The organism is Xanthomonas sp. F4 (assembly GCF_011761895.1).
In genome coordinates this window covers 354,575-367,017 of record NZ_JAASQX010000002.1, presented here as the reverse complement: position 1 = coordinate 367,017, position 12,443 = coordinate 354,575, and the positions used below count along the sequence as shown (strand labels likewise).

Annotated in this window: 9 protein-coding genes; 5 read left to right on the top strand and 4 right to left on the bottom strand. The window is 70.4% G+C overall.

The genetic code is table 11. The annotated features are described in order from the left end of the window. Window positions 1–47: 47 nt before the first annotated feature. Window positions 48–485: an energy transducer TonB gene (locus tag FHR66_RS09535; protein WP_160969938.1), complete on the bottom strand. Its 438-nt coding sequence runs from the start codon at window positions 483–485 to the stop codon at window positions 48–50. 5 nt (window positions 486–490) lie between these two features. Next, window positions 491–832, bottom strand: a complete 342-nt coding sequence (locus FHR66_RS09530; protein WP_160969936.1) for a 4a-hydroxytetrahydrobiopterin dehydratase — start codon at window positions 830–832, stop codon at window positions 491–493. Window positions 833–917: 85 nt separating this feature from the next. Here FHR66_RS09530 and FHR66_RS09525 point away from each other — a divergent pair, with 85 nt between their 5' ends. Both FHR66_RS09525 and FHR66_RS09520 read left to right on the top strand, forming a co-directional pair. Continuing rightward, window positions 918–1,514, top strand: a complete 597-nt coding sequence (locus FHR66_RS09525) for an NfuA family Fe-S biogenesis protein (RefSeq protein ID WP_010343876.1) — start codon at window positions 918–920, stop codon at window positions 1,512–1,514. Between the two features lie 13 nt (window positions 1,515–1,527). Further along, on the top strand, window positions 1,528–3,255 hold the full coding sequence (locus tag FHR66_RS09520; protein ID WP_167087732.1) for a transmembrane repetitive protein: 1,728 nt from the start codon (window positions 1,528–1,530) through the stop codon (window positions 3,253–3,255). A gap of 406 nt (window positions 3,256–3,661) precedes the next feature. On the opposite strand, the gene FHR66_RS09515 is transcribed toward FHR66_RS09520, so the two are convergent. Next, complete coding sequence (locus FHR66_RS09515) at window positions 3,662–4,123, bottom strand: c-type cytochrome (RefSeq protein WP_019800789.1); 462 nt, start codon at window positions 4,121–4,123, stop codon at window positions 3,662–3,664. 7 nt (window positions 4,124–4,130) lie between these two features. Further along, complete coding sequence (locus FHR66_RS09510; protein ID WP_026143839.1) at window positions 4,131–4,514, bottom strand: c-type cytochrome; 384 nt, start codon at window positions 4,512–4,514, stop codon at window positions 4,131–4,133. Between the two features lie 194 nt (window positions 4,515–4,708). Here FHR66_RS09510 and FHR66_RS09505 point away from each other — a divergent pair, with 194 nt between their 5' ends. Genes FHR66_RS09505 through FHR66_RS09495 form a run of 3 tightly spaced genes read left to right on the top strand, consistent with a single transcriptional unit; the run spans window position 4,709 to window position 12,410 of the window. Next, complete coding sequence (locus FHR66_RS09505) at window positions 4,709–5,830, top strand: efflux RND transporter periplasmic adaptor subunit (protein WP_160969932.1); 1,122 nt, start codon at window positions 4,709–4,711, stop codon at window positions 5,828–5,830. Continuing rightward, window positions 5,830–9,336 carry an efflux RND transporter permease subunit gene (locus tag FHR66_RS09500; protein ID WP_160969930.1) on the top strand — a complete coding sequence of 1,169 codons (3,507 nt, stop codon included), beginning with the start codon at window positions 5,830–5,832 and terminating at the stop codon, window positions 9,334–9,336. Before FHR66_RS09505 ends, FHR66_RS09500 begins: the two co-directional genes overlap by 1 nt. Then, window positions 9,333–12,410 carry an efflux RND transporter permease subunit gene (locus tag FHR66_RS09495; RefSeq protein WP_167087730.1) on the top strand — a complete coding sequence of 1,026 codons (3,078 nt, stop codon included), beginning with the start codon at window positions 9,333–9,335 and terminating at the stop codon, window positions 12,408–12,410. The genes FHR66_RS09500 and FHR66_RS09495 overlap by 4 nt, the downstream gene beginning before the upstream one ends. The last annotated feature ends 33 nt before the right edge of the window (window positions 12,411–12,443 follow it).

Sequence of the window (12,443 nt, the reverse complement as noted above, 5' to 3'; positions counted from 1 at the left end):
GGCGCGGTGCGGGTGTCGCGTGAAGGCGCGCCGCGCGCGCCCATGGTTCAGCCAGCCTTGTGCGCCTGGGCGTCCAGCGCGAAGCAACGGTCCGGGCGCGGCTGCGGCGGATTGAAATTGACCGGCACCTGGATGGTCCACGGCACCGCCTGGCCGTTGCGGGTGGCGGGCTTGAAGGTCCAGCCGCGCACGGCGTCCTGCGCCGAGGCGTCCAGCTTGGCCTGGCCGCTGCCGGCAACCACGTCCACCTCGGTCGGCTTGCCCTGCACGCCGACCACCACCTTCAGCACCACCTTGCCGCCAACGCCGGCGCAGGCGACGTCGATCGGATAGTCCGGCGGCGGCGTCTTCACCGCGGCGACCTCGGTCGGCGGCTGCGCCACGGTGTGTTGCTGCGATTGCTGGGATTGGCCGCAGGCGCTGAGCAGCACGGCGCTCAGGCAGGCCAGGGGGAGCAGACGGCGGGCGGTAGCGGTGGCGGTCATCGGGTTCATTCCGGAAGCGCGGACGCCTTGGCGGCGCAGATGAAGTCGTTCTCGCTGAGGCCACCGACATCGTGGGTGGAATAGCGCACCACCACGCGGTCGTAGTGCACGCCCAGGTCGGGGTGGTGGTCCTCGCGGTGGGCGATCCAGGCCAGCGCGTTGACGAAGGCCAGGGTGCGGTAATAGTCGGGGAAGCGGAAGGTGCGGCTGATCGCGGTGCCGTTTTCCACCACTTCCCAGCCGGGCACCTGCGGCAGCAGTTCGGCCAGGCGCGCCTGGGTCAGTTTGTATTCGCTGCCCTTGCAGGGCGAGCAATGGGCCTGGACGAGCGGGATCAGGTCGTTCATGGTGGTCTCTGCGGTGGAACGGACAGGGCCGGTCAACATACCGCCGGCGACGAGCGCAGGGCGTGGAAGGGTCTAGAATACCCGCATGATCCAGATCTCAGACAACGCACAGGCCCATTTCCGCAAGTTGCTCGAACGCGAGGCCGTGCCCGGCATGGGCGTACGCCTGAGCGCGGTCGATGCCGGCACCCCGCGCGCCGATGCGCGGCTGGAGTTCGCCGAGCCGGCGGACCTGGCCGGCGACGAATGGGCGATCGATTGCGCCGGCTTCACTCTGTACGTGGCAGCCGACAGCGTCGGCTGGCTCGACGGCGCGGAAATCGACTACGTCACCCAGGGCACCGGCCAGCAACTCACCATCAAGGCGCCGAAGATCAAGGGCGAAGCCCCGGGCGAGGCGGCCTCGCTGGTGGAACGGGTGCGCTGGGTGGTGGAAAACGAGGTCAATCCGCAGCTGGCCCAGCATGGCGGCCGCGTGGCGGTGCAGGAAGTGTCCGCCGATGGCGTGGTCCTGCTGCGCTTCGGCGGCGGCTGCCACGGCTGCGGCATGGCCGACGTGACCTTGAAGCAGGGCATCGAGAAGACCCTGATGGGCCGTGTGCCGGGGGTGACCGCGGTGCGCGACGCCACCGACCACGACAGCGGCAGCGCCCCCTACATTCCGCGCGATTCGGCCGCCTGACTTTCCACTACCGGTGACGCGCGCCACCGACATCCTCGATGCGCTGTTGGCGCGCACGCCGCGCAAGCTGCTGCGCGATCGCCGCACCGGCCTGCCGTACGCATGGGCGCACTGGATCGCGGCGCAACCTGCGGTGCCGCGGCCGTTCGCGGCGCCCGAGCTGATCGCGGCGATGCCGCCGGCGCAGCCGCCCGCGACCATGCGCCTGCCGGCCTTGCCGCTGTGGCAGGCATTTCGCCGCCTGTGGTGGCAGCACTGGGATCCGGCGCCCTACGACCAGCGCTGGTGGCGGCGCATCGCGGTACTGCTGAGCTTGCTGCTGCATCTGCTGTTCGCGGTGTTCCTGCTGTGGGTGGCATTCGTGCGCTGGCTGCCGCCACGCACCGATGCGGACGCCGCCGGACGCGTGCAGGTGGAATTCGTCGGCCGCGGCACACCCGCCGAGAGCGGTGGCGGTGCGCCGGCCGAGGCGGCTGCAGCGGCGGCGTCGCCGACCCCGCCGCGTGCGCAGCGTGCCGCGTCTGCGCGCTCGCGTCCGTCGCCGCCGGTCGCTGCAGCGTCGGCGCCCGCACCGACCGCAGCGCCGACTCCGGCTCCCGCTCCGGTACCGCCGGCGCCCGCGCAGGCCAAAGCCAGTGCGCCACCGCCGCCGGCGGAGCAGCCGCTGCAGGTGACCGAGACGCCGACGCCCACGCGCGACTTCGTGCTGCCGCCGCCGCCCAGCGTGCGCGTGCCGGTGCCGACCCCGCGCGCGGTCGTGCCGCCCGACGTGCAGGTGCCAGTGCGCGAGGTCGAGGTGGTCACCGATGTGCCGACGCTGGCGCAACTGCGCCCGCGCGAGGTGGCGGCGCCGCGCCCCGTCGCGCCGCCGCTGCAGGTGCGCGAACGCGAGGTGCCGGCACCGTTGCCGCAGGTGCAGGTTCCGGCGTCCCAGCTGCGCACGCCGGCGTCCACGCCGGTGCTGCGCAGCCCCGATGTGCCGCAGGTGCGTCAGATCGAAGTGCCGACACCGAGCACCGCGACCGCGAGCGCGCCGACGCCGGCACCGGCGGCCGCCCCGGTGGCCAGCCCGGACGCGGCGCCGGCCAGCGCGCCGACACCGCAGCAGGCACCGCCCGCATCGGCCGCTGCCACCGCCAGCGCGCCCGCCAAGCCGACCGCGCCCACGGCCGGCACCGCGCCGCCCGGCAGCCAGGCCGCGACCCCGGGCAGCGGTCCGGCGCCGGTCGCCCGCGATGGCGGCTGGGCCACGCCGCAGCGCGGCGACGACTGGGGCGCGGCCGCACGCAACCGCCCCGGCGATGCCGGTGCCGGCGCCAGCAAGGGCGGCGGTCTATTCAATGCCGACGGCAGCGTGCGCCTGGCCGATGGCCGCGGCAACGAGCAGGCGCCGGCGCGCAGCGCGCCCGGCTCCGAGACCGACACCTGGACGCGCGAGCGCATCGAAAAGGCCGGGGAGTGGCTCAAGCGTCCGCCGTACGACTACACGCCGACCTCGTTCGACAAGTACTGGCTGCCGAATGCGACCCTGCTCGAAGAGTGGGTGCGGCGCGGCATCAAGTCGGTGAAGATCCCGATTCCCGGCACCACCAGCAGCATTTCCTGCGTGATCTCGATCCTGCAGGTGGGCGGCGGCTGCGGCATCACCGATCCCAATCTCAACGAACAGCCGGCCGGCGCGCGGCCGCCGCCGAACGTGCCGTTCAAGCGAGAGTTGCAGGAAGACAACGGCAGCCGCTGAGCGGCCTTCCCACGCTCAGGGAAGGGAGGAAGGAAGGGTTCGTCGTCGCTGTGCGCTGCCGGGCGCGCCGGTGCAGGGCCGGCGCCATGCCTGCTGTACCACCGGATGCTTCCGGCGGCGAACTGGGGCATGCGGACCCATGCATCGTGGGACGACACTAGGGCACCTCTAATCACGCGCGTTGCCGCGGCTCAAGCGGACACGTCGTGACGCTTTGGTAGGAGCGGCTTCAGCCGCGAGGGGCGTCACAGGGAGTGCCCGTCGCGGCTGAAGCCGCTCCTACAGTCGGGCGTGCGTCGTGGTAGGAGGCGCCCACGACTCGCCGCGCTGCAATGCGTGCCTGAGACGTTGCCCAGGCATCCCGCACGTCATGCGACGACGCGCGTGGTCCCTGGCGGTGGTCCGCTCAGTTCACGCCGTGCAGGTCACGCAACTGGCTGCTGCGCGAACCGAAATAGGCGGCCAGGTCGGCGATGTCCTGGTCGCTCAGTTGCGCCGCCTGCGGGCTCATCAGCGGATGCGTGCGGGTGCCGCCGCGATAGGCCTGCAGTGCGTGCGCGAGGTAGTCGCCGTACTGGCCGCCGAGCTTGGGATAGGTCGGGTCGATCGGCGCGTTGCCGTCGGCGCCATGGCAGTCGATGCAGCTCTGCCCGGTGGCCTTGCCCTTGGCGTGGGCCAGCTTGTCGCCGGCCTCGATGCGCCCGCCGGGCAGGCCGGCGGAGGAGCCGGAACCGTGCTCGCCGCTGGCGTGGCCGGGGTCGCCGGCGGATTTGCTGGTGGATTCCACCTGCGATTGCGAACAGGCCCCCAGGCACAGGGCGGCAAGCAGGACGAGGGCGGGACGCAAGGCGTGCGCGGCGTTCGGCATGGGAGGCCTACTTGAGGGTGGACAGGAAAGCGGCGATGTCGGCGATCTCCTGGTCGGAGAAGCTTTCCGCCTGGGCCTGCATGGTCGGATGCTTGCGCTTGCCGAGCCGGTATTCGGTCAGCGCCTGGGTCAGGTACTGCGCCGACTGCCCGCCGATCTTGGGGATGCGGTAGCTGGGGTAGGCGTTCTTGTAGCCGGTGACGCCGTGGCAGCCCTGGCAGGTATAGGTGAGCACCCGACCATTGGCGGCATTGCCCTGCACGGGCGCGGGTGCCGCGGCTGCGGCGGCGGGAGCGGCGGGCGCCGGCGCGGTCTGCGCCATGGCCGGGGCGGCCCCAACGGAAACGAGTACGGCCAGAGCAAAACAAGCGGCTAGCGGCTGCGTGCGCATGGTTTCGTGGTCCGGAGGACGGATTGGGGTTCCGGCGTGGGGGAACACGGAACGGCCCGAGTATAGCCTCACCTTTCGCGGCTCCGAAACTGGCCGTGGCGAGGGACCCGTGACCTTTGGGGCATTCGGCATGGCGTCGATTGGTGATCTACTTATCTACAACACCATTTACGCCATCCACCGGGGATACGACGATGACGCGACCGCTCACGCGCCGCACTGCCAGTTGCGCTGCCGCGCTGTTGGTCACCACCACGCTGCTGCTGCTCAGCGCCTGCAAGCCGGCGGCCGAAGCCAAGGCCAAGGCCGCCGACAGCGAGAAGGCACCGGAGGCGGTGCCGGTGGAGGTGGCCGCGGCCAGCCGCCGCGCGGTGGCGGCCAGCTATAGCGGCACCGCGGCGCTGGAGGCCCGCGCCGAATCGCAGGTGGTGGCCAAGACCTCCGGCGTGGCCCTGGCGGTGCTGGCCGAGGAGGGCCAGCAGGTGCGCGCCGGGCAGCCGCTGGTGCGGCTGGATCCGGACCGTGCGCGGCTGGCGCTGGCGCAGAGCGAGGCGCAGCTGCGCAAGCTGGAGAACAACTACCGGCGCTCGCAGCAGTTGGTGGGCCAGCAACTGGTCAGCGCCGCCGACGTCGACCAGATCAAGTACGACCTGGCCAACGTGCGCGCGCAACACCAGTTGGCGTCGCTGGAACTGTCCTACGCCACGGTGACGGCGCCGATCTCCGGGGTGATCGCCTCGCGCTCGATCAAGACCGGCAACTTCGTGCAGATCAACACGCCGATCTTCCGCATCGTCGACGATTCGCGCCTGGAGGCCACGCTCAACGTGCCCGAGCGCGAACTGGCCACGCTCAAGACCGGGCAGCCGGTGACCCTGCTGGCCGATGCGCTGCCGGGCAAGCAGTTCCGCGGCCGGGTCGACCGCATCGCGCCGGTGGTGGATGCCGGCAGCGGTACCTTCCGCGTGGTCTGCGCCTTCGACGAGGGGGCGCAGGCGCTGCAGCCGGGCATGTTCGGGCGCATCCGCATCGATTACGACCAGCGCGCCGATGCGCTGGTGGTGCCGCGGCTGGCGTTGCTCGACGATGGCGAGCCGGCGGTGTTCCGCGTGGTCGCCGGCAAGGTCGCGCGGGTGCCGGTGACGCTGGGCTATGCCGAAGGGCCATGGGTGGAGATCCGCCAGGGCCTGCAGCCCGGCGACCAGGTGGTCACCGCCGGCAAGGTCGCGCTGCGCGACGGCAGCCGCGTGCAGGTGATCGCGCCGCAGCGTGAGGTCGCCGACGCCGCGCCGGCCACCGCCGCCGGAGCGCGCTGATGCACGGCGCCGATCCCGACGCGCACGCGCCGCCTGCGCCCGCCGCTGCGCACGGCGGCGGCCTGGTGGAATTCGCCACCCGCCGCCGCGTGACCATCGCGATGATCACCCTGACCATGCTGCTGTTCGGCGCGATCGCGCTGCACGGACTCAAGGTCAACCTGCTGCCGGACCTGAGCTATCCGACCCTGACCGTGCGCACCGAATACGCCGGCGCCGCGCCGTCGGAGATCGAGACGCTGGTGACCGAGCCGGTGGAGGAAGCGGTCGGCGTGGTCAAGAACCTGCGCAAGCTCAAGTCGGTGTCGCGCACCGGGCAGAGCGACGTGGTGCTGGAGTTCGCCTGGGGCACCAACATGGACCAGGCCAGCCTGGAGGTGCGCGACAAGATGGAGGCGCTGTCGCTGCCGCTGGAGGCCAAGGCGCCGGTGCTGCTGCGCTTCAACCCCTCCACCCAGCCGATCATGCGCCTGGTGCTGTCGAGCAAGACCGCCGCGCACAGCGACGCCGAGGCGGTGCGCGCGCTGACCCAGTTGCGCCGCTACGCCGACGAGGATCTGAAGAAGAAGCTGGAGCCGGTGGCGGGCGTGGCCGCGGTCAAGGTCGGCGGCGGCCTGGAGGACGAGATCCAGGTGGATATCGACCAGCAGCGACTGGCGCAGCTCAACATGCCGATCGACACGGTGATCGCGCGGCTCAAGGACGAGAACGTCAATCTTTCCGGCGGGCGCCTGGAGCAGGGCACGCAGCGCTACCTGGTGCGCACGGTCAATCAGTTCGCCGACCTGGACGAGATCCGCAACCTGTTGCTCACCACCCAGGGCGCCGGCGGCAACGCGGCGGACGCCGCCTTGCAGCAGATGTATGCGATCGCCGCCTCCACCGGTTCGGAAGCCGCGATCGCGGCCGCGTCGGCCGCGCAGAGCGCGACGTCCAGCACGACCACCATAGTCGCCGGCGGCATGCCGATCCGGCTCAAGGACGTGGCGCAGGTGCGGCAGGGCTACAAGGAGCGCGAGGCGATCATCCGCCTGGGCGGCAAGGAAGCGGTGGAACTGGCCATCTACAAGGAAGGCGACGCCAACACCGTGTCCACCGCCGCGGCGCTGCGCAAGCGCCTGGAACAGCTGCAGGCGCAGATCCCGGCCGACGCCGAGTTGACCACGTTGGAAGACCAGTCGCGCTTCATCGAGCACGCCATCGGCGACGTCAAGAAGGATGCGGTGATCGGCGGCCTGCTGGCGATCCTGATCATCTTCCTGTTCCTGCGCGATGGCTGGAGCACGTTCGTGATCGGCCTGTCGCTGCCGGTGTCGATCGTGACCACGTTCTTCTTCATGGGCCAGCTCGGGCTGAGCCTCAACGTGATGTCGCTGGGCGGGCTGGCGCTGGCCACCGGCCTGGTGGTGGACGACTCGATCGTGGTGCTGGAAAGCATCGCCAAGGCGCGCGAGCGCGGCCTGAGCGTGCTCGATGCGGCGATCGTCGGCACCCGCGAGGTCGGCATGGCGGTGGTCGCCTCGACCCTGACCACGATCGCGGTGTTCCTGCCGCTGGTGTTCGTGGAAGGCGTGGCCGGGCAATTGTTCCGCGACCAGGCGCTGACCGTGGCGATCGCCATCGCGATCTCGCTGGTGGTGTCGATGACCCTGATCCCGATGCTCAGTTCTCTGAAGGGCCGCCCGCCGCTTGCATTCCCGGTGGAGCCGGCGGCGCCGCGCTGGCAGCCGCAGCGCGGCTGGCTGAAGCCGCTGGCCTGGAGCCGCCGCGGCGCTGGTGTGGCGGTGCGCGGCGTGTGCTTCGGCGTGGCCTGGTCGTGCGTGCGGCTGTGGCGCGGCGCGATGGCGGTGGTCGCGCCGGTGATGCGCAAGGCCAGCGACCTGGCGATGGCGCCGTACGCGCTGGCCGAGCGCGGCTACCTGCGGCTGTTGCCGGGCGCGCTGGCGCGTCCGGGTTGGGTGCTGGGGCTGGCGGCGCTGGCCTTCGCCGCGACGCTGGCGGTGGCGCCGCTGCTGGGCGCCGACCTGATCCCGCAGCTGGCGCAGGACCGCTTCGAGATGACCGTGAAACTGCCGGCCGGTACGCCGTTGCGGCAGACCGACGCGCTGGTGCGCGAACTGCAGGAGGTCCACGGCAAGGATGCGGGCGTGCAGGCGCTGTACGGGGTCAGCGGCAGCGGCACCCGGCTCGACGCAAGCCCCACCGAGAGCGGCGAGAACATCGGCAAGCTGACCATCGCCATGGCCGGCGGCGGCAGTGCGCAGTTCGAGGCGCAGCAGAGCGAGCGCATGCGCGCGACGATGCGTAACCACCCGGGCGTGCAGGTCGGTTTCAGCCGGCCGGAGCTGTTCAGTTTCTCCACGCCGCTGGAGATCGAACTGCGCGGCCAGGATCTGCAGACCATCCAGCATGCCGGACAGAAACTGGCGGCGCTGCTGCGCGGCAACGGCCACTTCGCCGACGTCAAATCCACGGTGGAGGAGGGCTTCCCCGAGATCCAGATCCGCTTCGACCAGGAGCGCGCCGGCGCGCTGGGGCTGACCACGCGGCAGATCGCCGACGTGGTGGTGAAGAAGGTGCGCGGCGACGTCGCCACTCGCTACAGCTTCCGCGACCGCAAGATCGACGTGCTGGTGCGCGCGCAGCAGAGCGACCGCGCCAGCGTCGACAGCATCCGTCGGCTGATCGTCAATCCGGGCAGCAGCCGGCCGGTGACCCTGGACGCGGTCGCCGACGTCGTCGCCACCACCGGGCCCAGCGAAATCCACCGCGCCGACCAGATCCGCGTGGCGATCGTCTCGGCCAACCTGCGCGACATCGACCTGGGCGGCGCGGTGCGCGAGGTCGGCGAGATGGTGGCGCGCGATCCGCTCGGCGCCGGCGTCGGCATGCACATCGGCGGGCAGGGCGAGGAGTTGGCGCAGTCCGCGCGCTCGCTGCTGTTCGCGTTCGGCCTGGCGGTGTTCCTGGTGTACCTGGTGATGGCCTCGCAGTTCGAGTCGCTGCTGCATCCGTTCGTCATCCTGTTCACCATCCCGCTGGCGCTGGTCGGCGCGGTGCTGGCGCTGCTGCTGACCGGCAAGCCGGTGTCGGTGGTGGTGTTCATCGGCTTGATCCTGCTGGTGGGCCTGGTGACCAAGAACGCGATCATCCTGATCGACAAGGTCAACCAGTTGCGCGAGGAGGGCGTGGCCAAGCGCGCCGCGCTGATCGAAGGGGCGCGCTCGCGACTGCGGCCGATCGTGATGACCACGCTGTGCACATTGTTCGGCTTCCTGCCGCTGGCGATCGCCAGTGGCGAGGGCGCCGAGGTGCGCGCGCCGATGGCGATCACCGTGATCGGCGGGCTGCTGGTGTCGACGCTGTTGACCCTGCTGGTGATCCCGGTGGTCTACGACCGCCTGGATCGCCGCGCCGACGCGTACTACGCCGAGCGCGGACGGCGCGCGCGGCAGCGCGAGCACGGCGAGCAGCGCTTGCAGGACGGTGAGGGCGCACCGGCATGAGCGTCGCCGAGTTCAGCATCCGCCGTCCGGTCACCACCATCATGTGCTTCGTGTCGTTGGTGGTGGTCGGGCTGATCGCGGCCTTCCGCCTGCCGCTGGAGGCCTTGCCGGACATCTCCGCGCCGTTCCTGTTCGTGCAGCTGCCGTACACCGGCTCGACCCCGGACGAGGTCGAGCGCAACCTGGTGCGGCCGACCGAGGAAGCGCTGGCGACGATGACCGGGATCAAGCGCATGCGCTCGACCGCCACCGCCGACGGCGCCAACATTTTCATCGAGTTCTCCGACTGGGACCGCGACATCGCCATCGCCGCTTCCGACGCGCGCGAGCGCATCGACGCGATCCGCGCCGATCTGCCGGCGGACCTGCGGCGCTACAACGTGTTCAAGTGGTCCAGCAGCGACCAGCCGGTGCTCAAGGTGCGCCTGGCCGGCGCGGCCGACCTGACCGGCGCCTACGACATGCTCGATCGCGAGTTCAAGCGCCGCCTGGAACGCATTCCCGGCGTGGCCAAGGTGTCGGTGTCCGGCGCGCCGCCGAACGAGGTCGAGATCGCCATCGCCCCGGACCGGCTCAGCGCGCACAACCTCAGCCTCAACCAGCTCAGCGAGCGCCTGGGCAAGCTCAACTTCTCGCTGTCGGCCGGGCAGATCGACGACAACGGCCAGCGCCTGCGGGTGCAGCCGATCGGCGAACTGCGCGACCTGCAGGAACTGCGCGATCTGGTCATCGACAGCAAGGGCCTGCGCCTGGGCGACATCGCGCAGGTGCGGCTCAAGCCGACCCGGATGAGCTACGGCCGGCGCCTGGACGGACGCCCGGCGGTGGGCCTGGACGTGTTCAAGGAGCGCAGCGCCAACCTAGTCGAGGTCTCGCGCGCGGTGTTGGCCGAGGTCGAGCAGATCCGCAAGCAGCCGGCGCTGAGCGACGTGCAGATCAAGGTCATCGACAACCAGGGCAAGGCGGTGACCTCGTCGCTGGCGGAACTGGCCGAAGCCGGCGCGGTGGGCCTGCTGCTGTCGGTGACGGTGCTGTTCTTCTTCCTGCGCCACTGGCCGTCGACGCTGATGGTGACCCTGGCGATCCCGATCTGCTTCGCCATCACCCTGGGCTTCATGTACTTCGCCGGGGTCACCCTTAACATCCTGACCATGATGGGCCTGCTGCTGGCCGTCGGCATGCTGGTGGACAACGCCGTGGTGGTGGTGGAGAGCATCTACCAGGAGCGCGAGCGCATGCCCGACCAGCCGCAGCGCGCCTCCATCGTCGGCACCCGCAACGTTGCCATCGCGCTGTCGGCCGGCACCCTGTGCCACTGCATCGTGTTCGTACCGAACCTGTTCGGCGAGACCAACAACATCAGCATCTTCATGTCGCAGATCGCCATCACCATCTCGGTGTCGCTGCTGGCGTCGTGGCTGGTGGCGGTGAGCCTGATCCCGATGCTGTCGGCGCGCATGCGCACCCCGGCGCTGGTGCATTCCCCGCACGGACTGATCCCGCGCCTGCAGCGCCGCTACGCGCGGGTGCTGGCCTGGTCGCTGGCGCACCGCGGCTGGAGCGTGAGCGCGATCGTGCTGATCAGCGCGCTGAGCGTGATCCCGATGATGCAGACCAAGAAGGACATGTTCGGCGGCGACGGCGGCGAGCAGGTCTTCATCGGCTACCAATGGAAGGGCGCCTACACGCGCGAACAGATGGCCGAGGAAGTGACCCGGCTCGAACGCTTCATCGATGCGCGCCGCGCGCAATACCACGTGACCCAGGTGTATTCCTGGTTCAGCGAGGAGGAGGGCAGCAGCACCACGCTGACCGTGGACCTGAAGCAGGTCCGCGACCTGCCGGCGCTGATGGAACGCATCCGCAAGGAACTGCCGCGCTCGGCGCGGGTGGATTTCCACGTCGGCAACAGCAACGGCGGCGATGGCGGCAACGGCGGCGGGCAGACCGTGCAGGTGCAACTGGTCGGCGATTCCACCGAGGCGCTGCGCGCGCTGGCCGACGACGTGGTGCCGGTGCTGGCGCGGCGCAAGGAACTGCGCGACGTGCGCGTGGACAGCGGCGACCGCAGCACCGAACTGGCGGTGCGGGTGGACCGCGAGCGTGCCGCCGCGTTCGGCTTCAGCGCCGAGCAGGTTGCCAGCTTCGTCGGCCTGGCGCTGCGTGGCGCCTCCTTGCGCGAGTTCCGCCACGGCGACAACGAGGTGCCGGTGTGGGTGCGCTTCGCCGGCGCCGAGCAAACCTCGCCGGAGGATCTGGACAGCTTCAACGTGCGCACCCAGGACGGGCGCAGCGTGCCGCTGCTGAGCCTGGTCGAGACGCAACCGCGCGCGGCCGCGACCCAGATCGCCCGCACCAACCGCCAGACCACGCTGACCATCACCGCCAATCTCGGCGCCAAGGTCACCGCGCCGGAAGCAAAGCAGGCGATCGAGGACACGCTCAAGGCGGTCAGCTTCCCGGTCGGCTACCGCTACAGCTTCGACGGTGCGGACGGTCAGGACGACGACCAGGCCAGCCAGCAGATGCTGTTCAACTTGCTGATCGCGCTGCTGATGATCTACGTGGTGATGGCCGCGGTGTTCGAATCGCTGCTGTTCCCGGCGGCGATCATGAGCGGCGTGCTGTTCTCGGTGTTCGGCGTGTTCTGGCTGTTCTGGATCACCGGCACCAGCTTCGGGATCATGGCCTTCATCGGCATCCTGGTGCTGATGGGCGTGGTGGTGAACAACGGCATCGTGATGATCGAGCACATCAACAATCTGCGCCGGCGCGGCCTGGGCCGCACCGAGGCGCTGATCGAAGGCTCGCGCGAGCGCCTGCGGCCGATCATGATGACCATGGGCACGGCGATCCTGGCGATGGTGCCGATCTCGCTGACCACCACGCAGATGTTCGGCGACGGTCCGGCCTACTACCCGATGGCCCGCGCCATCGCTGGCGGCCTGGCGTTCTCGACCGTGGTCAGCCTGCTGTTTCTGCCGACCATCTACGCGATGCTCGACGATCTCAGCAATGGCGCGGCGGGCTTGGTGCGGCGCGCGCGTGGTGTCGCCGCACCGCAAGCCGCATGAGTTTTTCGTAGGAGCGGCTTCAGCCGCGACAGG